Origin of the sequence: Leminorella grimontii (genome assembly GCF_039789245.1) — a bacterium.
GTDB lineage: Bacteria > Pseudomonadota > Gammaproteobacteria > Enterobacterales > Enterobacteriaceae > Leminorella > Leminorella grimontii.
The window spans coordinates 1,074,527-1,093,851 of sequence record NZ_CP146357.1; the positions used below are offsets into that span (position 1 = coordinate 1,074,527).

The window sequence follows — 19,325 nt, forward strand, 5'->3', positions numbered from 1 at the left end:
TTTTCATCTGAATCAGATGCAAGCCTGCGGTATGCGACGCCTGCTCGTTTTGAGCGGCGACGCGGCGTGGCTGCGCCTGCGCGTCGACGAACTGATCGAACGGCACGGCGGCGACTGGCTGTGGGTGTCTGAAGCAGAGCCCAAAGGGAAGGGGGTAAAGTACCAGAAGCCGTCAAGCGTCAATCGACTTCTGGGGACAGAGCTTCGCCATGCGATCATTGATGCGACGCGGGGCTTCCACGCCGAAGCGTTCGCCGCGGTTTCCGGCCTGCTGGCGGCAGGCAGCCTGCTGGTGGTACTGACTCCAGAATGGGAGCCGTGGGCTTCGCTTCCCGATGAGGACAGCCTTCGCTGGAGCGACGGCCTCGAACCCATCGCGACGCCTAACTTTGTTGAGCGCTTTCGCCGATGCGTCAATGAGGATGCTGACGTTATGCTGTGGCGACAGCCGGATCCGTTTAATCCGGCGTTGCTGACGGGAGATGCGCTTTGGCAGGCTCCCAACGGGCAGCCGACGCCCGCCCAGCAAAATTTGCTCTCTCAGCTGCTTTGCGCTGAAAAGGGAAACTACGTTCTGCTTGCCGACCGGGGACGCGGGAAGTCCGCCGTCGCGGGCATGCTGGCCGAACGCTGGCAAGGGCAGGGGGAATGCTGGTTGACCGCGCCTGCGAAGGCCTCGGTGGAAACGCTGCTTGCCTGGGGCAAAGAGCGCGTACGGTTTTTCTCTCCGGACGCGCTGTTGGCGCTCTGCGGGCAAACGCCGCCCGACGACGTTGACTGGCTTATCGTCGATGAGGCCGCGGCTATTCCTGCCCCATTGCTTTATCGGCTGGCGTCGCTGTTCCCCCGCGTGATGTTCACCACGACGGTACAGGGCTACGAGGGCAGCGGACGCGGTTTTTTATTGAAGTTTTGCGCCGGCTTAAGCGACCTGCATTTGCTGCATCTGGAGCACCCTATTCGCTGGGCGCAGGGCGATCCTCTAGAGCGTTTCACGCGGCGGCTTTTGCTGATGGACGTGGAAAATACGCTTAGCGATTCGTCCGGCGGAAGCTATCGGGTAGAAGACGTGAGCCGAAGTCAGCTGGTTGAAAATGAAGGGCTGCTTGAGCAGTATTATGGCCTGCTGGCCAGTGCGCACTATCGCACCAGCCCGTTGGATCTCCGCCGCCTGCTTGACGCACCCGATATGACTTTCTCTGTCGCGAAAGACGAGCGCGGCGCGGTTATTGCTGCGCTGTGGTTAGTTGACGAAGGCGGGCTTTCGCCTGAACTCGCCAGAGACGTCTGGGCAGGCCGGCGACGGCCTAGAGGGAATCTGGTGGCGCAGTCTTTAGCGGCGCACGGCTCTGAATACCAGGCGGCAAGGCTTCGTTCCGCACGCGTTTCCCGCATTGCGGTGCTGCCGTCAAGAAGGCGCAGGGGCGTGGCGAAAGCGCTAATTGAAACGCAGATAAAATGCGCCCGTGCCGGCGGCCTGGACTATCTTTCCGTCAGCTTCGGCTACATCGAACCGCTGTGGGCCTTTTGGCAGGCCTGCGGCTTTGAGCTTGTCCATATGGGCAGCCACCCGGAAGCGAGCAGCGGCTGCTGTGCCGCCATGGCGATCGTTCCCTTCACTCAGGAAGCCAAAGCGCTTGCCCGGCGGGCCAAGCGCCAGTTTTTGCTCAATCAGTTAACCCAGTGTTCCGGGCTGCGGCATATCGGCGCCGTTGCGCCATCGCCGTTGGACGAAGAGGACTGGAGAGAGCTTGCGGGATTCGCCTTTGCCCATCGCTCCGTGCTGGGTGCGCAGGTGGCGCTGTATCGGCTGCTGCGCCACCGCGAAGCGGCCTGCCCGAGCCTGCGCCAACTGCTGGACGACAGGCTGGACGAACGGCAGATTATCGAGCGTTTTGCGCTTAGCGGGCGTAAATCGCTGATTCAGGGTTGGCGAGATGAGGTCGCTAGCGCGCTGGCCGCGATAGACGGCGAGCGCTGCAATTACTGGCAGGCATGGGCAACGGGCCTTACGACATTGGAACACTAGTCCTGGTTTCATCGCAATATGCGGGACGTGCCGCAATCTTTTACATTCCTTCCAACCTTTCCGAGTAAACCTTTAGGGCATCGTGCATGATGTCCTCGCTGTGGCGATGGTCTGCGGTTTTTCGTGTAAATGCGGCGCTTCTTCTCTTTTTGTATAGTAAACTGACTATCAGTTTATAAATAAATGAGGATGGGCCAATGCAATCTGCGACCATAGGGCAAAAGGTCATAGACCAGAAGGTGATAGACCAGAAGGCGTTGACGAACCTGCTTGCGTCCGGCGCCGTGACGGCGGTCAGGATCGTTGGCGTTTCGGGCCGTTGGAACGTGGCCATTAAAGTCGGCGACGGCAGCGAGCTGTTTTTGGTTTCTCAGCGCAGTAAACAGGGGGAGGCGAGAGTCTTCCGCAATCTGGATACTGTTGTGGCGTTTCTTTTTGATATGGGGATTAGCACCATGAATATTAGCGTGATGGATAGCAGTATTAGTAAGTCGACGCGGCCCGACAGGTCGGCGGCAATGAAAAGGGTTCATGAGGCCGCGGCCTACGACCGGTGGTTTAGAGAACAGGTCGCCGCTGCGCAAAATAGCGCCCGCCCGGCGCTGACGCTGGAGCAGTCAAACGCCAGCCTGGCGGCGCGTAAGGCCGCCAAAATTAACAGCATGAAATGACAAGGATCGTTAAATTCAGAGCGGAAGCTGACGACGATCGCTTCGCCATTTGGGATTTTTTAAGCGACCGTGCAGGGATTAAAAAGGCTGATGAAATGGATGCGCTTTTTGTCGCCGTCGCGCTAAGGGCGGCTGAAGCGCCTGATATGCATCGGCCTGGGCGGGTAGAAGGAACGCGTGAAGCCGTGGTAACGACGAGCTATCTGTTGATTTATGAGGCCAGTGACGTCGAGCTGCATGTCTTACGCGTGCTTCACACCGCGCGGCAATGGCCACGATAAGGCCGTTCGCTACTTCTGGTCCTTTTTATCTTTATTCCATTCGTCGTCTTCCTCTTTATCCCACTGCGCGTTGTTGTCGCGATGAGGCGGAAGGTTGGATTTCTTTTTCAAAGAGCCGTCATAGTTGATTCTGGAAAGCGCTTTGATGCTGTTGATAAGCATCCCGACCAGAACCAGTAAAATGACCCACCAGTAGTCCGCTAGCCAATGCATGACGGCGCTCCCTTACAAACGGTTATGTAGCGTTGAAACACCTCGTCAAGGTGGGTCGATAGCCAATCGTAGCCCGCGATCTCCTGACCTTCCCAAGCCGATAGTAAAAGCTTAGGCGTTAACTGTGTCGATAGCTTCTCTGACAGCGGAAAATAGCTCAGGTGCCAGGGCTCAACGGCTACGCCGCCTGCGTCGTTAACGAAGGGGCGGTAAAAGCCGTACCGTGCCATATTGACGTCGAGCCAGCGGGTCAGGGCGTAGAAGTAGCCGCCGCGTTCGTATTCCCAAGGCTCCAGATGCAGCTTTTTCCCTTCGGACAACAGGTCGGGATCGTAAACGTCGAGATCGGTTCCCCAGTGGTGACGGCTTGCGCCCGGCAGCGCCGACCAGCGCAGTATCGCACGGCAGCGCTGCTCTACGCTGAGCGTTGAGATGTCCATGGGGCGACTGTCTGCGTCCAGCACCGGACGCAGGCCGTTAAACTTGTCGTTCCAGATTTTTTGCTGGCGGGCGAAGTCGCGAAAGGTGCTGGCCGGCTGCAGGTCAAAACCAGCCTTTTTCGCCGCCGCCTGCATGGATAAAAATGCGGAGGCGGCCTCCGGCTGAAGGCGGTGGTTGCCAGAAAGCGCCGTTAGGTGTCCGTCGCTTTGACCGGTGAGTTCTGTGGGCGCGATCATGCCAGCAGCTGCTCCATAATTTTTTGGTACATGCGGCTAAGCAGCTGAAGGTCGGCGGCGTTCACGCATTCGTTCACCTTATGGATAGTGGCGTTGACCGGGCCGAGTTCAACTACCTGAGTTCCCAACTGGGCGATAAAACGCCCGTCCGACGTGCCGCCGTTAGTTAAAAGCTCAGGGCGAATGCCTGCGTAATGCTCCACCGCGGTGGAGACGGCGTCGACCAGCCTGCCTTTCGGCGTTAGGAACGGCTTGCCGGAGAGGTTCCAGTCGATGCGATAGCGCAGCTGATGACGGTCAAGCATGGCCTGAACTTTAGCCATAATTTGCTCATGGGTCAGCTCGGTGCTGTAGCGGAAGTTGAACTGAACGAACAGCTCGCCGGGGATCACGTTATTGCTGCCGGTGCCCGCTTTGATATTGGCTATCTGCATGCTGGTCGCAGGGAAGAACTCATTGCCGCGATCCCATTGTACGTTAACCAGCTCCTGAATAAACGCTGAAGCGCGGTGGACCGGGTTGTCGGCCAAATGAGGGTATGCGACGTGCCCTTGAGTGCCGAATACGGTCAGGTTGGCAGTAATCGATCCGCGCCGCCCGTTTTTAACCACGTCGCCAACGCGCTCAGTGCTGGACGGCTCGCCGACCAGGCAGTATTCGATGCGCTCTTTACGCGCCGCCAGGGCTTCAACCACCTTCACCGTGCCGTTAACCGCGCTGGCCTCTTCGTCGGAGGTGATGAGAAACGCGAGCCTGCCGGAATGGTTGGGATTTGCTGAAACGAAGCGTTCGGCGGCAACCACCATTGCGGCCAGCGATCCTTTCATGTCGGCCGCGCCTCGGCCGTACAGAAAACCGTTTTCAATCGTCGGCGAGAAGGGGGGCTGTCGCCACTGGCTTTCGTCGCCGGCCGGAACGACGTCGGTATGGCCGGCGAACGCCAGCGTTGGCCCTTCGCTGTTGCCTTTACGCCAGGCCCAAAAGTTTTGCGTATCGCCGAAGTTCATCTCTTCAACGTGAAAGCCGATAGCTTCCAGACGCTTAATCATGATTTGCTGGCAGCCTTCGTCGTTAGGGCTAAGGGACGGGCGAGATATTAGCTGTTCTGCTAGGGTAATGACCGGACATGCCATAGCGCTACTCTCCCGAAGTAAACTGTTGATAGCCCGCGTCGGAAAAACCGAGCAGCATGGCGTCGCCCTTAACCAGCAGGGGGCGTTTGATGATGGCGGGCTGCTCAAGCATGAGCGCCTTGGCTCCGGACTCGTTTGAGGCCGCGGCCTTCTGTTCATCGCTAAGTTTGCGCCAGGTGGTTCCCCGCGTATTGAGCATGGCTTCCCAGCCTAACGCGTCAATAAAGCGCTGTAGCAGCGCGTCATCCAGCCCGTCGGCGCGGTAGTCGTGGAAGCGATATTCTACGCCGCGCTCTTCAAGCCAGCGGCGCGCTTTCTTAATCGTGTCACAGTTCTTGATGCCGTACATGCAGTAGGTCGTCAAACGGAGTTCTCCCTTTAATAAAGTCCGTTTCTTTTTCTTTAAGTTGATTAAACGGAAAGGCGATAGGCGGAATTAATAAATTTATCATTTATTGACGACAATGTATGAGAAATTACCGCGCTTTGAGATTGTTTTATTGTCGTTTGCGCGCTTTGGCAATAGAGAGGGGCGGCGGGAGAAATAAGAGCGCCCGCCTGAGGCGGCGGGCCCGATGCGAGAAGCGCTACTTACTGGCTTTTTCTTTCCAAATACATCACGGTCGCCGCAACGCGGGAGCGGACGTTAAGCTTGCGCAGCATGTTGCGGATGTGCACCTTTACCGTTTCTTCAGAAATGTGCAGATGGGTGGCGATTTGCTTGTTGGACATCCCGCGGGCGACCTCCTGCAGCACGTCAAGCTCCCTTTCCGTCAGCGATTCGAACGGATCGGTCTGGTCATTGCGCGAAGCGAGATAGTCCAGAATCACGTCGCTATAGACGTTTTCTCCCAAAGACGCCTGCTTGATTTTTTCTAAAAGCAGTTCGGGCTCGCTGTCTTTGAGCAGATAGCCGTCGGCGCCTGCGTCGATCAGGGCGTAGATGTCGTTGCGGTTGTCTGAAACCGTCAGCACGATGATGCGTGAATCGATACCCTCGTTGCGCAGCGCTTTCAGCGTGTCCAGCCCGGACAGCCCCTTCATATTGAGATCGAGAAGGATGAGGTCTGGCTGGAACTGGCTTGCATAGGTAATCGCTTCGTTTCCGTTGCTGGCTTCGGCGACGATGTTCAGAGAGGGTTCAAGTTCCAGCAGTTGGCGGACGCCGCGACGCATAAGCGGATGATCGTCCACAATTAAAATACTGTACTGTTCTTGCACGGTCGTTACTCCCTATCGTTTATGCTTAACGTATCAAGCTAATTATTGTTGTGGAAAACGCAGACACACGCAGGTTCCCCCTTCTTCTCGCCGACGAATATCTAGCGTTCCGCCCAGGCGCGAGGCCCGTTCGTTCATAATATTCAGCCCGTAGTGGCCTTCCGGTTCGCTAAGGCTTTTTATTCCTTTGCCGTCATCGACGATGGTAATCATATTTTGGCCGTCCGGCGTTGACTCACAGTTTACTCGAATTTCGCTGGCGTTGGCGTGTTTTATAGCATTAAGCACCGATTCCCTGACAATTTGCAGCGCGTGAACCTGCTGCTGGGCGTTCAGCGCCTGAGACGACAGCGCGCAGTAAATGTGAATGGGAACAGCGGTTTGCGACTGCAGCGGCGTGATTAGCTGATTAAGCGCTTCGTGCAGATCGGCTTCTTGAATCGTCAATCTGAAGGTTGCCAGCAGTTCGCGCAGTTGGCGATAGGCGCTGGCCAACGCCTGATCGAAATCCTTGATAACCGCCATCGCCTTTTCGTTATCGGTAGGAACTTCCCGTTTAAGCAAGGTTAGCTGGATGCGTAGGAAAGAGAGCGACTGGGCCAGAGAGTCGTGCAGTTCGCGCGCGATGGTGGCGCGCTCTTCCATCAGGATAACCTGCAAATAGCGTTTTTGTGCGCGGTTAAAATAGATGCCTCGGCTGATAACGTTGGCGACGTTTTCGATAAGCTGAGGGTGAACGGCCGTTTCCGAGCACTGCCAGCTGAGCTTGCCCAGCGTTTGTTCGTGTTGATGCAGCGTAAGCTGCTGCCAGCGAACGTCCGGATTCTCGGCGCCTTCAATCAGCACCCAGCGCCCCTCGCCGCTGTCTTGCACTTCCAGACGGATCGTCACCAGATTTTCGCTGTTGCGTACGATCTTCAGCACCTGCTCAAAGCACTGGCGATCGACCTGGCTCACGCTGAGCGCCTGCAGGCAGTCGTATAGCACGCCGAGAGAGCGGTTGGCCTGGGTGAGCTTTATCGTTTTCTCTTCAACCTTTTGCGCCAGAGACTGATAGAGCTTTGCCAGATCGGAGGACATTGACGTAAACGCCTCGGCCAGAACGCCCAGCTCATCGGGTTGGCCTACGTCGAGCGGCAGGTGGTCGAAACGGCCGCTTTGAATATGGTGGCTGGCCACCACCATGCGGTTAAGCGGAGCCACGATCTTACGACGGCTGAAGTGGATGACGAAGAATACCAGCCCTATGGTTGCCAAAAAGCTGACAATGCTGATTGCGCCGGTGACCTGAAGTTTGAGCTCAGAGAAGCGCTGAATGGCAAATACAAACTCGTTGATTTCGCTGACGTACTCGGCAAGCTGGCTGATGTAAACGTCGCCGCTGCCGCGATAAAGATCGCTTTCCAGCCCTTTCCATCGGTTAAGCAGGTTTTGATACTTGTTTTGGATATGCTCTGGAAAATAGAACTGGTTCACTTCCTTTAGCGCCGGCGCGTTGATGGAGACGTCGTACTGGCGGATGTGTGAATGCAGGTAGGGCGACTGGGTGGTTAAGTCATAGGCCAGACGATAGCTCTGCATCCGCAGCGAGCCGGAAATGTTAATCGCCTCAGCGTCGGTGCGGCTGGCGACCAGCGTCACCAGAGCAAGCCCCGTGGATAAAATGGAAAGCACCACAATGGCGATGAGCATGCGGGCGATGGTGCTGGTGACGGAGCGTTTTACTGAGACGGCCATAGTTCCTCTGGCTGCGGTATAACTTAATCGTCTTTCGACGATTAGCAATGTTTATCTACTGTACTTTAGGCCACGGGAGAACCAACGTCTTCTCCTTACTTTTATTTAATTAACAAATAATTAACAAAAGCTGTTGGCAGCGACGTTTATTTTGCCGCGTTTGATAAAAAAATGCTGAAGCGAAATCGCGACTGTGTCAAAAAACTGATTAAAAGATCCGCGAGCGCTTGATCTAGCTCAATCGAAACGGCTATTTACCCCTTAAGAGTGATTATCACATACCTCCCTAAAGTTTACTTTAACCTCGCCTATTTCTATTGGGCAAAAGCGCTAATAAAAGATAAGAAATTTCTCCTGATGGTTTGAGGTGAGCATGTCGACGTTATCCAGACGAAACCTGCTGCGGGGCCAGTGGCGCAATAGCTCCACCGCGATCAGGCCGCCCTGGTCGGTGGAAAATTCTCTGTTTGTCGACGGCTGTACCCGTTGTCAGGCCTGCGTAAGCGCGTGCGAAACGGGCGTCATTACTATCGCCAGTCGATTCGATTATCCCGAACTCGACTTTCAGCGAGCGGAGTGTACGTTTTGCCGGCGCTGCGCGGAAGCCTGCCCCGAACCGATCTTTAAAAGCGCCGAAAGTCGACCGTGGCGGCGCGTTGCCGTCATTGACGAATCATGCCTGACGATGAAGGGCATTGCCTGTCGAAGCTGTCAGGACGTTTGTGAGCCTTACGCTATTCAGTTTCGCCTTCGCCTGGGCGGCATCGCCCAGCCGCAGCTGGATATAGACGCCTGCACTGGATGCGGAGGGTGTGTGAAAAGCTGCCCGGTAGGGGCGATAACAACCCGTGAGAGTGATAAAGAAAATGACGGAACCGCATAGTGAGCACGGCAGTTGGCACGTTTGCAGTTTAATTTTTCAAGTTAGACCTGAAGCAATTGAAACAGTAAGTAAGACGTTGTGTGCACTACCGGGGACAGAGATCCCCGGGGTCAATAACGAAGAAGGGAAACTGATCGTAGTTATGCAGGCAGAAGACGCCGACGCGTTATATGCCCAAATTGAGTCAGCGCGAGATATAGCGGGCGTGCTGGCTGTGTCGCTGGTTTACCACCAGCAAGATGAGCAAGGTGAGGATACGCCATGAAACTCAGTCGTCGAGACTTCATGAAAGCTAATGCAGCCGCCGCCGCCGCGGTAGCCGCAGGAATGACGATTCCAACCGTCGCGGCTGCGGCCGGGGAAGATTCGTCAATTAAATGGGATAAAGCGCCGTGCCGTTTCTGCGGTACCGGATGCAGCGTTCTGGTCGGTACGCAAAACGGCCGGGTGGTCGCCTCTCAGGGCGACCCTGATGCGCCGGTTAACCGTGGCCTTAACTGTATCAAAGGCTACTTCCTGCCCAAGATCATGTACGGAAAGGACCGTTTGACTCAGCCGCTGCTGCGTATGAAAAACGGCGAGTACGACAAAAACGGCGAGTTTACCCCGGTCAGCTGGGATAAAGCGTTCACCGTAATGAGCGAAAAGTATAAGAAAGCCTTTAAAGACCAGGGGCCTAACGGCGGCGGCATGTTTGCTTCCGGGCAGTTCACCATCTGGGAAGGCTACGCGGCCGCCAAGCTGTTTAAAGCGGGCTTCCGTTCCAACAACATCGACCCGAACGCGCGCCACTGTATGGCCAGCGCCGTGGTTGGCTTCATGCGCACCTTCGGCATGGACGAGCCGATGGGCTGTTACGACGACATCGAGCACGCGGACGCCTTCGTTCTGTGGGGCTCCAACATGGCGGAGATGCACCCGATCCTGTGGTCTCGCATCACCGATCGCCGCCTGTCGAATCCGAACGTGAAAGTCGCCGTGATGTCCACGTTCGAAAACCGCAGCTTCGAGCTTGCCGATAACCCGATTATCTTCAAGCCTCAGACCGACCTGGTTATCCTTAACTATATTGCTAACTACATTATCGAAAACGGCGCGGTTAATCAGGACTTCCTGGATAAGCACGTCAACATTCGCCGCGGCGCGACGGACATCGGCTACGGCCTGCGTCCGACCCATCCGCTGGAAAAAGCGGCCAAGAATCCGAACAGCGACGCTTCCACGCCGATGACGTTCGACGAATACAAGGCGTTCGTCGCCGAGTATACATTGGACAAAACGGCCGAAATGACCGGCGTACCGAAGGACTCTCTGCTAGCGCTGGCCAAGCTGTATGCCGATCCGAACGTGAAAGTGGTCTCCTACTGGACCATGGGCTTTAACCAGCACACGCGCGGCGTTTGGGCTAATAACCTGTGCTACAACATCCACCTGCTGACCGGCAAGATTTCCATTCCTGGCTGCGGTCCGTTCTCCCTGACCGGCCAGCCGTCCGCCTGCGGTACCGCTCGCGAAGTGGGCACCTTTGCTCACCGCCTGCCGGCCGACATGGTCGTGACCAACGAAGCGCACCGTAAGATTGCCGAAGAGAAGTGGAAGCTGCCGGAAGGCACTATCCTGGGTACGCTTGGCCTGCACGCTGTGGCGCAAGACCGCGCGCTGAAAGACGGCAAGCTGAACGCCTACTGGACCCTGTGTACCAACAACATGCAGGCCGGTCCGAACATCAACGAAGACCGCATGCCGGGCTGGCGCGATCCGCGCAACTTCGTGGTGGTTTCCGATCCGTATCCGACCATCAGCGCCCTGTCTGCCGACCTGATTCTGCCGACCGCCATGTGGGTGGAAAAAGAGGGGGCCTACGGCAACGCCGAGCGTCGCAGCCAGTTCTGGCGTCAGCAGATTAAGGCGCCGGGCGAAGCGAAGTCTGACCTGTGGCAAATCGTTGAATTCTCCAAGTACTTCAAGACCGACGAAGTGTGGCCGGCGGAGCTGCTGGAGAAGAACCCTGAATATCGCGGCAAGACGCTGTATGAAATCCTGTTCGCCAACGGTCAGGTTAACAAGTTTAGCCTTGACGAACTGGCGAAAGATCAGCTGAACGATGAATCTCACGACTTTGGCTACTATCTGCAAAAGGGCCTGTTCGAAGAGTACGCCGGCTTTGGCCGCGGCCACGCGCACGACCTTGCTGCGTTTGACGACTACCACAAGGCGCGCGGTTTACGCTGGCCGGTCGTTGACGGCAAAGAAACGCTGTGGCGCTATCGCGAAGGTTACGACCCGTACGTCAAGAAGGGCGAAGGCGTTCGCTTCTACGGCAAGCCGGACGGTAAGGCGGTTATCTTTGCGCTGCCTTATGAGCCGCCTGCCGAGAGCCCGGACGAAGAGTTCGACCTGTGGCTGTCCACCGGTCGCGTACTGGAACACTGGCATACCGGCTCTATGACGCGCCGCGTTCCTGAACTCCACCGTTCATTCCCTGAATCCGTGCTGTTTATCCACCCGAAAGACGCCCAGAAGCGCGGCATGCGCCGCGGCGACAAGGTGAAGGTGCAGTCTCGCCGCGGTGAGGTTGTTACCATCGTCGAGACGCGCGGCCGTAACCGCGTGCCTGAGGGATTGGTTTACATGGCGTTCTTTGACGCGGCGCAGTTGGTTAACGTGCTGACGCTGGACGCGACGGATCCTCTGTCAAAAGAGACTGACTACAAGAAGTGTGCAGTCAGGGTTGTTAAAGCTTAAGACGGAAGAGAGCGCATCGTAATGGCTAATGAACGGGATAAGGGACCGGCGCGGCGTCGCTTTTTACGCGACGTCGTACGCAGCACGGGCGGCCTTGCCGGGCTGGCTCTGTTGTTGAGTATCCCTCAAAGGCAGTCTCTGGCGAAGGAAGGGGTAGCGCTTAGGCCCCCCGGCGCGCTGTCGGAAGAGGCGTTTAACCGCGCCTGTATCCGCTGCGGCCAGTGCGTCCAGGACTGTCCTTATGACACGCTGAAGCTGGCGACGCTCCTGTCGCCGGTCTCCAGCGGGACGCCCTATTTTGTCGCGCGGCAGGTTCCCTGCGAAATGTGCGACGACATTCCGTGCGTTAAGGCCTGCCCGAGCGGCGCTCTCGATCCTCAGTTAACAGACATTGATAAGTCCCGTATGGGGCTGGCGGTCCTGCTCGATCACGAAAACTGCCTCAACTGGCAGGGGCTTCGCTGCGACGTTTGTCACCGGGTTTGCCCGTTGATCGGCAAAGCTATCACGCTGGAGCACGAGCACAACGCGCGTACCGAGAAGCACGCCAAGTTCATTCCGACGGTCCACAGCGAATACTGCACCGGGTGCGGTAAATGCGAAGAGGCCTGCGTACTGGACGAAGCGGCTATCAAGGTGCTGCCGCTGGGGCTTGCGCTGGGCAAACTGGGTCATCACTACCGGCTTGGATGGGTGGAGAAAGAGAAGGCGGGTCAGTCCCTGATCCCCGAAGCGCTGACTCTGCCGACCCGTAAACCGGAAGGAGGGCAATAATGGCAAACGCACCCATGCTTGCGGGCCGAGAGGCGCGCGTTAAGTTTGGCTGGTGGTATAGCCATCGCTTCCTGCTTCTGCGTCGGCTAAGCCAGCTTGTGATTCTGGCCCTGTTTTTGACCGGCCCGTGGTTTGGCGCGTGGATCCTGCGCGGCAACTACAGCGGAAGCATGCTGCTTGGCGCCGTGCCGCTCAGCGATCCGCTGATGGTGCTGCAAACGCTGGCGAGCGGTTATCTGCCCGATATGCCAGCGCCGGGTGAAAGCTGGGCGCAGTGGTACGCCGTTATTGGCGGCGTCATTATTGCCTTGGCGTACGCGCTGTTCGCCAGTCGGCTGTTTTGCGGCTGGGTGTGTCCGCTGGCGCTGGTGACCGATTTGGCCGCCTGGCTTAGACGCAAGGCCGGCATTCGCAACAGCGCGACCATTCCTTCATCGCTGCGCTACGGCATTCTTCTGGCCATTCTGGTCGGTAGCGCCATTAGCGGCACGTTGATATGGGAGTGGGTCAACCCGGTTTCCGCTTTCGGGCGAGGGTTGATTAACGGGCTGGGGCAGACGCCTACGGCTGGCCTGGTGAGCGGCCTGGCGTTTGGTTTTGGCGCAAGTATCTGGCTTATCGTGGTGGTTTTCCTGTTCGACCTGCTGGTGGTTGAGCACGGCTGGTGTGGTCACCTGTGTTCGGTTGGCGCGCTGTATGGCGCTATCGGCTGCAAGGGCGTGCTTCGCGTCAGCGCACAAAACCGTAAAGACTGCACCCGCTGTATGGACTGCATCCACGTCTGCCCTGAGCCTCAGGTGCTGCGCGGTCCGCTGTTCGGTAAACAGGAGGGGCCTTTAGTGTTGAGCAAAGAGTGCATTTCCTGTGGTCGCTGCATTGATGTCTGTTCAGAAAAAGTATTTCAAATAAAAACACGATTCCATCGTTCGGGAGAAGAGGAATGAAGAGTAACGTCTTGAAAAAGCGAGTTACCTTATGGACTATGCTAGGCGTATTGGTTTTCGGCGGCGTGGCGTTTGCCGCCAATAATGGCGTGGATTTAACTCAGTCACCGGAAGTGTCGGGTACGGCGGAAGGACAGATTACGACGCCGAAAGAGCAGCCTCGCATCGCTCTTGACTATGTAAACCAGCCGCCAATGATTCCGCACAGCGTAGACGGCTATCAGGTAACGACGAAAGTAAACACCTGTCTGAAGTGTCACGGTGTTCAGGGCTATCGCACCACGGGCGCGCCGCGCATCAGTCCGACGCACTTTATGGACAGCAACGGGCATATCAACAGCGACGTGGCGCCGCGTCGCTATTTCTGCCAGTCCTGTCACGTACCTCAGGCCGACGCAGCGCCGATTATCGGCAACACGTTCCAGCCTGCGCCTGGATACGGTAAATAAGCGGGGATTGCTATGAGTAAAGAGAAAAAGCCGGGCATCGCTCGCCGAGCGTGGCGCTGGTTTCGTACCCCCAGCCGTTTGGCGATCGGTACGCTGTTGGGGCTGGGCTTCATTGCGGGCGTTGTCTTTGTCAGCGGTTTCAACACCAGTATGGAAGTGATGAACAGTGAAGAGTTTTGTATCAGCTGTCACGAAATGCGCGATAACGTATACCAGGAGTATATGGATACCGTGCACTACACCAACCGTACCGGGGTTCGCGCCGTTTGCTCTGACTGCCACGTTCCGCACGAGTTTGTGCCGAAGATGGTGCGTAAGATCAAGGCCTCAAAAGAGCTGTACGGCAAGGTGATGGGCATTATCGACACGCCGCAGAAGTTCGACGAGCATCGGCTGCAGATGGCGAAAAACGAGTGGGAGCGCATGAAGGGCAACAACTCCCAGGAGTGCCGCAACTGCCACAACTTCGACTATATGGACTTTACCGGGCAGAAGACCGTTGCCGCCAAGATGCACAGCATGGCCATCAAGGAGAATAAAACCTGTATCGACTGCCATAAGGGGATAGCCCACAAGCTGCCTGATATGACGGGGATTGAGACGGGGTTTTAATAAGCAAGTAGAAGCTGACAAACTGTTCTAATCAGCTTCAGAGGATATTCCGGCCGAAAGTCCGGCCTGCTTATATTACCATCGTGCGCGGCCGGAAAAGCGCTTGTATTAGGCTTGGGTGCGCGGCGGGCATAGCCTTCCTAGGGGCGCTTCGTTGGCTTACGCCAAGTCGACCCCAACGGAAGACTCTCCCGCCGTTTGGCTCCTCAAATCGTTCAGAACTTATCTCTGGCATTTATCATTAATCTGAAACCGCAGACTTGTTCTGCGGTTTTTTATGGCGTGTGTTTTACCGGTCAAAAAGAAGCTTATCTCTCCTACCAACGTAGCGGCTGGGCCAGATATTTTCCGGCGAGATTTCAAGCGCGTCAGCAATAAGCTTTTCGCCTTTCGGCCACGGGTGCAGTAGCGTATTAGCCAGCATTGTTCCCTTCTTTGTTTAGTCCGACGACGATGTTTGCTAGATAACAGTTCTGTATTTTTTTAGCTCCGTAACCTGGTTAGAATACCAATCATCCTGTTTTGGGATATATCTCGGAGTTATCGTCATGCCCTCAATCTATTCATCTGAATATCAGCTTGTTATTAAGAGCCTTCGTGAAGCGAGGATGCAAAAGGGCATCACTCAGGAAAGGTTGGCTCAGGCGTTGAAACGCCCACAGTCTTTCGTTGCCAAGGTTGAAAGCGGTGAGAGAAGGTTGGATGTTATTGAATTTGCTTATATTGCGCGATTATTAGGGATTGACCCCGCCTTACTTTTACAAAAGATAATGGCGAAGGTCGTTCCGCTTTAATAACAGAATAGCGTTACGCCAAAATCAGGTCTGGATGCTCTCTGGGGAGCTCGGAATCGGCGGTAAAGCCGATTGCCGAGTAGGTTTTCTGTTACTTGATTGACTGTAACCACTTACTCAACTCATTGGCAAACGCCTGACGGTCGCGCTGGCTGAGCGTGCTTGGGCCGCCGGTTTGGATGCCGCTGGCGCGCAGGGTGTCCATAAAGTCGCGCATCGTCAGGCGTTCGGCGATGGTAGCTTCGGTGTAACGTTCGCCTCTAGGGTTCAGCGCTGAGGCGCCTTTTCCCATCGCTTCGGCGGCGAGGGGGATGTCGGCGGTAATGACCAGATCGCCTTTCTCCACTCGTTTGACGATTTCGTTGTCCGCCACGTCAAAGCCTGCGGCAACGCGCAGGCTACGAATATAGGCCGAGGGCGGCGTTTTTATGCTTTGATTGGCAACCAGCGTGACGTGAACCTTTTCTCGGTCGGCGGCGCGAAACAGCACCTCTTTTATCACGTTAGGGCAGGCGTCGGCATCGACCCAGATTTGCATGCTTTTTCCTTCTAATTTTCAAATGATAGCCTTATGCAACAGGCGCTAAGGCGAAGGCTCATAGGGCGACTCCGTCATGTGCCAGCAGCCGTCGCGCAGCTCAAAGCGGTAGGCGTTGCCTTCGGACATGCCGTAGCGGTAAGAGACGATTCTGACGTTGTTTTCGCTAGTGTCAATGTCGACGTCCGTTGGCATTGGATCAACGCTGCCTTGGTAATCCACGACGTGGAACCCGTCTTTTTGATGGCGTAAATTAAAGCCAGCATAGGCCGTTCCGGCCATGTAGACATCGACAGTGCCAAATTCTTCACTCTTGGCGTCGGGCTCTATGACTTTGACCAGCGGGTCGGTAAAGCTTTTTTTGGCCGCGTCGTTGTTGGCGTACTGAATTAGAAAGTCACTAAAGCCCGTTGTCGGGCAGGCTGCTGAAGGAGCGGTAGGGACGGACTGAGTCTCCCAAAAGCCTACCGTAAAGGCGCTTTTCTCGGCTTCATTGTTCCAACGCGTATAGTCGCCTTCCGCGCCCACGCGCATGATTGAACCGCTCTCTTTGTGGGCGAAGTTCATCACGCAAACGCCCGAACCGCCGCAGCTTTCGACTTCCGGCAGGACATTACACACGTCAGCTTCGCCACCGACGTTCGTCCAGCAGTTTGGCGTTCGAAGCGGGAGCCAGCCGTTTGCTAAAAGCTGCTCTCGTAAATCGGCGTAGGCCATGCCCTCTTTAAAACCGTCGTCAACAGCGGCGGAGGCTTTCGAGCAGGCCATCGGCAGAAGAAGCGCAGCTAAGACGCACAGCAGAAGGCGATATGACAAAGGGCGATCAGGGGCGGCGGTCATGATTATCATCCTGAATGGTCAGAGGCGGGCATTATAAATGAGATTGTGGGCAGCGTCGCGAACATCAAGCGGTGCGAAATCTTCCTTGCGCTTGGCGCTAAACTTATCATAATCGAGGGCAACAACTGAAAACGCGGTGGAAATCATGGAAATCCGTATTTACAGACAAGATGATTTTGAAGATGTTATCACGCTTTGGGAGCGCTGCGACCTGCTTCGCCCGTGGAACGATCCTGAGACCGACATTGAGCGTAAACAGCATCATTCTCCGGAACTGTTTCTGGTTGCCGAGGTCGGAGGAGAGATGGTCGGTACGGTCATGGGCGGCTACGACGGCCACCGGGGCTCGGCTTATTATCTTGGCGTTCACCCGGACTACCGAGGACGTGGCATCGCCAACGCGCTGCTAAGCCGGCTGGAAAAGAAGCTGATAGCTCTGGGATGCCCCAAGCTGCACCTGATGGTGCGCGAGGAGAACGACGCGCTGGTCAGCATGTACGAAAAGCTGGGATACGAAGTTCAAGAGGCGGTTTGCGTCGGCAAACGTCTTATCGAAGACAGGGAATATTAGGGCGCTTCTGGTTAGCGTACCTTATTGAATAACACAGTGGGATTATTGATGAAGATTCGCGCAGTTTTACTTTTAGCCTGTTTTTCTCTGGCTGGGTGCTCTACGGTTAGCCAGATGTCCTGGTCTAGCCTTTCTCCGTTTAGCTGGTTTGGCAGCGACTTGACGCTCAGCGACAGCGGGTTAAACAACATTACCGCGTCGACCGCGCTCGACGAAGCCACGCTGGATAAAGCGCTGGACGGCGACTATCGCCTGCGTAAGGGAATGGGGATTGAGAACGGCCAGATGGTTTCCTATTACGAGGCGCTGAACGGAGAGAAGGTCGAGTTGGTTATTCACGGCGACGCCAACAATCGCGTATCGCGCATTGACGTGATGGATAAGGCGGTAAAAACGCCGAAGGGAACCGCAGTCGGTACGCCGTTTGCCGATCTCTACAGTAAAGCGTTCGGCGTCTGCCAGGTGGCGGAAGACGACAGCGGCAACGTGATTTGCCGCTCACAGGAAAGTAGCCGCATTTCCTACGTGTTTAGCGGAGAGTGGATGGGTTCAAAGAGCATTATCCCACCCGATGACAAGCTGAAGACCTGGACCATTGGCAAAATGGTGTGGCAATCGCAGTAATAGCCGAAACCATCGGTGGATATTGCGTTAGCGCATAGTTCCTCGAGCGCGTTTGGTTATGATAAACCCTCGTTTCTATTTCACGCTGCGGTGACGTTATCCTTTCGTCGCCGCACGACTATTATGATAAGGAGTTAGACATGGCTCAGGTGCAGAGCGGTATTCTGCCGGAACACTGTCGTTTTGGTATTTTCATTGAAGCAAAAGCTGGCGACGACCTAGAAGCAATCCGCAGCGGGTGTAAAACCTTTATTTCTGCCTTGACGGAGCTACAGCAAAAGCACCCTGACGCGGCGCTGGGCGCGACGATTTCTTTCGGTTCCGACCTTTGGCAGCGCCTGTCCGGCAAAGGTGCGGCCGAGCTCAAGCCGTTCCGCCCGCTGGGCAACGGCCTGGCGCCGGCGACCCAGCGCGACATGCTGATTCATATTCTTTCCCAGCGCCACGACGTGAACTTTACGCTGGCTCAGGCGGCGCTGAAGGCCTTCGGTAAGGCTATTACCGTCGAAGAAGAGACCCACGGCTTCCGCTGGACGGAAGAGCGCGATCTGAGCGGCTTCGTCGACGGTACGGAAAACCCGACCGGCGACGTTCGCCCCGGCGTTTGCGTGATTGAAGGCGGCGAAGACGCAGGCGGCAGCTACGTGATGGCCCAGCGCTACGTGCACAACCTGGACGTGTGGAACAGCATGCCGGTGAAGGCGCAGGAAAACGCCATGGGCCGCACCAAGGTCGATAACGAAGAGCTGCCGGGCGACAAGCGCCAGCCGACGTCGCACCTTGGCCGCGTCGACCTTAAAGAAGACGGCAAAGGGCTTAAGATCGTCCGCCAGAGCCTGCCGTACGGCACCGCCAGCGGCGAGCACGGCCTGTACTTCATCGCCTACTGTGCGCACCTGCACAACATCGAACAGCAGCTTCTGAGCATGTTCGGCGAGCTGGACGGCAAGACCGATCAACTGCTGCGTTTCAGCAAGCCGGTGACCGGCAGCTACTATTTTGCGCCGTCGCTGGACAGGCTGTTGGCGCTGTAAGCGCTGTTAGTGAAGGTTAGAGGAGGGGCTTTATGCCCCTTTTTTGATAAGGTTGTTTTATGCCGCTTCCGCTTGATTACTATTCTCAGGACTACGACGTTGTTTGCCCCAAGTGCGCCGCGAAGGCCGTGGCTAAAACGGCTCCCCTAGGTACAAAGGGGACGTATCGGGAATGTTTAGTGAAGTACGTCGCCACGCGCATACTGTGTCCGTCCTGTGGATTTAGCCGTGACGTGCCAACTCAGCAGGGACAGAACGATGAGGATTATTCGTTCTGGTACGCCTGCGAATTTAAGGGGCATCGGCTGTGGGCGGTTAATCTGTTGCACGTCCGATTTTTAATTTCGGTTATTTCAGGCGAGCTATCAGAAAAAGCGCTTTCGCTTTATCATCAAAGCGTTATTGAATCCTGGCCTACGTGGCTAAAGTTAGCGAAGAATCGGGATGAGGTTTTGAGGATTTTGCGGCAGTGGGGGAGGAAAAGCGTTTAAACTATTTATCGCTCAACAAAACGGTTAGGCAGAGCAATAAGAATAACGGGATAGAACCTGCAAG

At 56.0% G+C, this 19,325-nt stretch carries 24 protein-coding genes and 1 pseudogene; 15 read left to right on the top strand and 10 right to left on the bottom strand.

What is annotated here, in order from left to right; genetic code table 11:
• Window positions 1-31: 31 nt before the first annotated feature.
• The 3 genes from V8L73_RS05105 (at window position 32) to V8L73_RS05115 (ending at window position 2,981) form a co-directional block, all read left to right on the top strand.
• Window positions 32-2,029 (top strand): tRNA(Met) cytidine acetyltransferase TmcA, encoded by a 1,998-nt coding sequence (locus tag V8L73_RS05105; RefSeq protein ID WP_347254273.1) that lies wholly within the window; start codon window positions 32-34, stop codon window positions 2,027-2,029.
• 197 nt (window positions 2,030-2,226) lie between these two features.
• On the top strand, window positions 2,227-2,700 hold the full coding sequence (locus V8L73_RS05110; protein ID WP_051155620.1) for a hypothetical protein: 474 nt from the start codon (window positions 2,227-2,229) through the stop codon (window positions 2,698-2,700).
• A complete protein-coding gene (locus V8L73_RS05115) occupies window positions 2,697-2,981 on the top strand; it encodes a type II toxin-antitoxin system RelE/ParE family toxin (RefSeq protein WP_347254274.1) in 285 nt (94 codons plus the stop codon). The genes V8L73_RS05110 and V8L73_RS05115 overlap by 4 nt, the downstream gene beginning before the upstream one ends.
• A gap of 9 nt (window positions 2,982-2,990) precedes the next feature.
• On the opposite strand, the gene V8L73_RS05120 is transcribed toward V8L73_RS05115, so the two are convergent.
• From V8L73_RS05120 to narQ, 6 genes are all read right to left on the bottom strand, one after another.
• Window positions 2,991-3,194, bottom strand: a complete 204-nt coding sequence (locus tag V8L73_RS05120; RefSeq protein ID WP_027273995.1) for a YpfN family protein — start codon at window positions 3,192-3,194, stop codon at window positions 2,991-2,993.
• Window positions 3,182-3,871, bottom strand: a complete 690-nt coding sequence (locus V8L73_RS05125; protein WP_347254275.1) for a M15 family metallopeptidase — start codon at window positions 3,869-3,871, stop codon at window positions 3,182-3,184. The genes V8L73_RS05120 and V8L73_RS05125 overlap by 13 nt, the downstream gene beginning before the upstream one ends.
• The gene (dapE, locus tag V8L73_RS05130) at window positions 3,868-5,004 is read right to left on the bottom strand and encodes a succinyl-diaminopimelate desuccinylase (protein WP_027273993.1); all 1,137 of its coding nucleotides are present in this window, start codon (window positions 5,002-5,004) and stop codon (window positions 3,868-3,870) included. Before dapE ends, V8L73_RS05125 begins: the two co-directional genes overlap by 4 nt.
• A gap of 4 nt (window positions 5,005-5,008) precedes the next feature.
• Window positions 5,009-5,353, bottom strand: a complete 345-nt coding sequence (locus tag V8L73_RS05135) for an ArsC family reductase (protein ID WP_261831419.1) — start codon at window positions 5,351-5,353, stop codon at window positions 5,009-5,011.
• A 242-nt stretch (window positions 5,354-5,595) separates the two neighbouring features.
• Window positions 5,596-6,180, bottom strand: a complete 585-nt coding sequence (locus tag V8L73_RS05140; RefSeq protein ID WP_051155657.1) for a LuxR C-terminal-related transcriptional regulator — start codon at window positions 6,178-6,180, stop codon at window positions 5,596-5,598.
• Between the two features lie 87 nt (window positions 6,181-6,267).
• On the bottom strand, window positions 6,268-7,962 hold the full coding sequence (gene narQ / locus V8L73_RS05145; protein ID WP_347254276.1) for a nitrate/nitrite two-component system sensor histidine kinase NarQ: 1,695 nt from the start codon (window positions 7,960-7,962) through the stop codon (window positions 6,268-6,270).
• Between the two features lie 373 nt (window positions 7,963-8,335).
• Between narQ and napF the strand changes: the two genes are divergently transcribed.
• Genes napF through napC form a run of 7 tightly spaced genes read left to right on the top strand, consistent with a single transcriptional unit; the run spans window position 8,336 to window position 14,369 of the window.
• A complete protein-coding gene (gene napF, locus V8L73_RS05150; protein ID WP_347254277.1) occupies window positions 8,336-8,845 on the top strand; it encodes a ferredoxin-type protein NapF in 510 nt (169 codons plus the stop codon).
• On the top strand, window positions 8,829-9,110 hold the full coding sequence (napD, locus tag V8L73_RS05155; protein WP_027273988.1) for a chaperone NapD: 282 nt from the start codon (window positions 8,829-8,831) through the stop codon (window positions 9,108-9,110). Before napF ends, napD begins: the two co-directional genes overlap by 17 nt.
• The gene (gene napA, locus V8L73_RS05160; RefSeq protein WP_027273987.1) at window positions 9,107-11,590 is read left to right on the top strand and encodes a nitrate reductase catalytic subunit NapA; all 2,484 of its coding nucleotides are present in this window, start codon (window positions 9,107-9,109) and stop codon (window positions 11,588-11,590) included. Before napD ends, napA begins: the two co-directional genes overlap by 4 nt.
• A gap of 21 nt (window positions 11,591-11,611) precedes the next feature.
• Entirely contained in the window at window positions 11,612-12,364 is a 753-nt protein-coding gene (gene napG, locus V8L73_RS05165) for a ferredoxin-type protein NapG (protein WP_027273986.1), read from the top strand.
• Window positions 12,364-13,308 carry a quinol dehydrogenase ferredoxin subunit NapH gene (locus V8L73_RS05170; RefSeq protein WP_347254278.1) on the top strand — a complete coding sequence of 315 codons (945 nt, stop codon included), beginning with the start codon at window positions 12,364-12,366 and terminating at the stop codon, window positions 13,306-13,308. The genes napG and V8L73_RS05170 overlap by 1 nt, the downstream gene beginning before the upstream one ends.
• Complete coding sequence (gene napB / locus V8L73_RS05175) at window positions 13,305-13,757, top strand: nitrate reductase cytochrome c-type subunit (RefSeq protein WP_027273984.1); 453 nt, start codon at window positions 13,305-13,307, stop codon at window positions 13,755-13,757. Before V8L73_RS05170 ends, napB begins: the two co-directional genes overlap by 4 nt.
• A 12-nt stretch (window positions 13,758-13,769) precedes the next feature.
• Complete coding sequence (napC, locus tag V8L73_RS05180; protein WP_347254279.1) at window positions 13,770-14,369, top strand: cytochrome c-type protein NapC; 600 nt, start codon at window positions 13,770-13,772, stop codon at window positions 14,367-14,369.
• 289 nt (window positions 14,370-14,658) lie between these two features.
• Here the strand turns inward: napC and V8L73_RS05185 are convergent.
• Window positions 14,659-14,790 (bottom strand): annotated as a pseudogene (locus tag V8L73_RS05185) (helix-turn-helix domain-containing protein); the annotation flags it as partial.
• Window positions 14,791-14,917: 127 nt separating this feature from the next.
• Here V8L73_RS05185 and V8L73_RS05190 point away from each other — a divergent pair.
• Window positions 14,918-15,163, top strand: a complete 246-nt coding sequence (locus V8L73_RS05190) for a helix-turn-helix domain-containing protein (protein WP_027273982.1) — start codon at window positions 14,918-14,920, stop codon at window positions 15,161-15,163.
• Window positions 15,164-15,254: 91 nt separating this feature from the next.
• On the opposite strand, the gene V8L73_RS05195 is transcribed toward V8L73_RS05190, so the two are convergent.
• From V8L73_RS05195 to V8L73_RS05205, 3 genes are read right to left on the bottom strand one after another with little or no spacing between them, the layout of a single operon-like run.
• Entirely contained in the window at window positions 15,255-15,701 is a 447-nt protein-coding gene (locus tag V8L73_RS05195; protein ID WP_027273981.1) for a YaiI/YqxD family protein, read from the bottom strand.
• A gap of 45 nt (window positions 15,702-15,746) precedes the next feature.
• Complete coding sequence (locus V8L73_RS05200; protein WP_347254280.1) at window positions 15,747-16,541, bottom strand: hypothetical protein; 795 nt, start codon at window positions 16,539-16,541, stop codon at window positions 15,747-15,749.
• An 18-nt stretch (window positions 16,542-16,559) separates the two neighbouring features.
• Complete coding sequence (locus V8L73_RS05205) at window positions 16,560-16,688, bottom strand: hypothetical protein (protein ID WP_347254281.1); 129 nt, start codon at window positions 16,686-16,688, stop codon at window positions 16,560-16,562.
• Here V8L73_RS05205 and V8L73_RS05210 point away from each other — a divergent pair.
• The 4 genes from V8L73_RS05210 to V8L73_RS05225 all read left to right on the top strand — a co-directional run bounded on the left by V8L73_RS05210 (window position 16,687) and on the right by V8L73_RS05225 (window position 19,261).
• Complete coding sequence (locus tag V8L73_RS05210; RefSeq protein ID WP_027273980.1) at window positions 16,687-17,112, top strand: GNAT family acetyltransferase; 426 nt, start codon at window positions 16,687-16,689, stop codon at window positions 17,110-17,112. The two genes, V8L73_RS05205 and V8L73_RS05210, sit on opposite strands and share 2 nt — an antisense overlap.
• 48 nt (window positions 17,113-17,160) lie before the next feature.
• Entirely contained in the window at window positions 17,161-17,736 is a 576-nt protein-coding gene (locus tag V8L73_RS05215; RefSeq protein ID WP_347254282.1) for an RpoE-regulated lipoprotein, read from the top strand.
• A gap of 140 nt (window positions 17,737-17,876) precedes the next feature.
• The gene (locus tag V8L73_RS05220; RefSeq protein ID WP_347254283.1) at window positions 17,877-18,770 is read left to right on the top strand and encodes a Dyp-type peroxidase; all 894 of its coding nucleotides are present in this window, start codon (window positions 17,877-17,879) and stop codon (window positions 18,768-18,770) included.
• Between the two features lie 59 nt (window positions 18,771-18,829).
• Entirely contained in the window at window positions 18,830-19,261 is a 432-nt protein-coding gene (locus V8L73_RS05225) for a hypothetical protein (protein ID WP_347254284.1), read from the top strand.
• The last annotated feature ends 64 nt before the right edge of the window (window positions 19,262-19,325 follow it).

Excerpts from the sequence above, each read along its gene's own strand:
- V8L73_RS05105 (WP_347254273.1), top strand. The coding sequence starts at position 32 with ATGCGACGCCTGCTCGTTTTGAGCGGCGACGCGGCGTGGCTGCGCCTG.
- V8L73_RS05140 (WP_051155657.1), bottom strand. The coding sequence starts at position 6,180 with ATGCGTCGCGGCGTCCGCCAACTGCTGGAACTTGAACCCTCTCTGAAC.
- V8L73_RS05220 (WP_347254283.1), top strand. The coding sequence starts at position 17,877 with ATGGCTCAGGTGCAGAGCGGTATTCTGCCGGAACACTGTCGTTTTGGT.
- dapE (WP_027273993.1), bottom strand. The coding sequence starts at position 5,004 with ATGGCATGTCCGGTCATTACCCTAGCAGAACAGCTAATATCTCGCCCG.
- V8L73_RS05200 (WP_347254280.1), bottom strand. The coding sequence starts at position 16,541 with ATGACCGCCGCCCCTGATCGCCCTTTGTCATATCGCCTTCTGCTGTGC.
- V8L73_RS05205 (WP_347254281.1), bottom strand. The coding sequence starts at position 16,688 with ATGATTTCCACCGCGTTTTCAGTTGTTGCCCTCGATTATGATAAGTTT.
- napG (WP_027273986.1), top strand. The coding sequence starts at position 11,612 with ATGGCTAATGAACGGGATAAGGGACCGGCGCGGCGTCGCTTTTTACGC.
- V8L73_RS05215 (WP_347254282.1), top strand. The coding sequence starts at position 17,161 with ATGAAGATTCGCGCAGTTTTACTTTTAGCCTGTTTTTCTCTGGCTGGG.
- napC (WP_347254279.1), top strand. The coding sequence starts at position 13,770 with ATGAGTAAAGAGAAAAAGCCGGGCATCGCTCGCCGAGCGTGGCGCTGG.
- V8L73_RS05120 (WP_027273995.1), bottom strand. The coding sequence starts at position 3,194 with ATGCATTGGCTAGCGGACTACTGGTGGGTCATTTTACTGGTTCTGGTC.
- V8L73_RS05170 (WP_347254278.1), top strand. The coding sequence starts at position 12,364 with ATGGCAAACGCACCCATGCTTGCGGGCCGAGAGGCGCGCGTTAAGTTT.
- V8L73_RS05225 (WP_347254284.1), top strand. The coding sequence starts at position 18,830 with ATGCCGCTTCCGCTTGATTACTATTCTCAGGACTACGACGTTGTTTGC.
- V8L73_RS05190 (WP_027273982.1), top strand. The coding sequence starts at position 14,918 with ATGCCCTCAATCTATTCATCTGAATATCAGCTTGTTATTAAGAGCCTT.
- napA (WP_027273987.1), top strand. The coding sequence starts at position 9,107 with ATGAAACTCAGTCGTCGAGACTTCATGAAAGCTAATGCAGCCGCCGCC.
- V8L73_RS05195 (WP_027273981.1), bottom strand. The coding sequence starts at position 15,701 with ATGCAAATCTGGGTCGATGCCGACGCCTGCCCTAACGTGATAAAAGAG.
- V8L73_RS05115 (WP_347254274.1), top strand. The coding sequence starts at position 2,697 with ATGACAAGGATCGTTAAATTCAGAGCGGAAGCTGACGACGATCGCTTC.
- V8L73_RS05110 (WP_051155620.1), top strand. The coding sequence starts at position 2,227 with ATGCAATCTGCGACCATAGGGCAAAAGGTCATAGACCAGAAGGTGATA.
- napF (WP_347254277.1), top strand. The coding sequence starts at position 8,336 with ATGTCGACGTTATCCAGACGAAACCTGCTGCGGGGCCAGTGGCGCAAT.
- V8L73_RS05135 (WP_261831419.1), bottom strand. The coding sequence starts at position 5,353 with ATGTACGGCATCAAGAACTGTGACACGATTAAGAAAGCGCGCCGCTGG.
- V8L73_RS05210 (WP_027273980.1), top strand. The coding sequence starts at position 16,687 with ATGGAAATCCGTATTTACAGACAAGATGATTTTGAAGATGTTATCACG.
- V8L73_RS05125 (WP_347254275.1), bottom strand. The coding sequence starts at position 3,871 with ATGATCGCGCCCACAGAACTCACCGGTCAAAGCGACGGACACCTAACG.
- napD (WP_027273988.1), top strand. The coding sequence starts at position 8,829 with ATGACGGAACCGCATAGTGAGCACGGCAGTTGGCACGTTTGCAGTTTA.
- narQ (WP_347254276.1), bottom strand. The coding sequence starts at position 7,962 with ATGGCCGTCTCAGTAAAACGCTCCGTCACCAGCACCATCGCCCGCATG.
- napB (WP_027273984.1), top strand. The coding sequence starts at position 13,305 with ATGAAGAGTAACGTCTTGAAAAAGCGAGTTACCTTATGGACTATGCTA.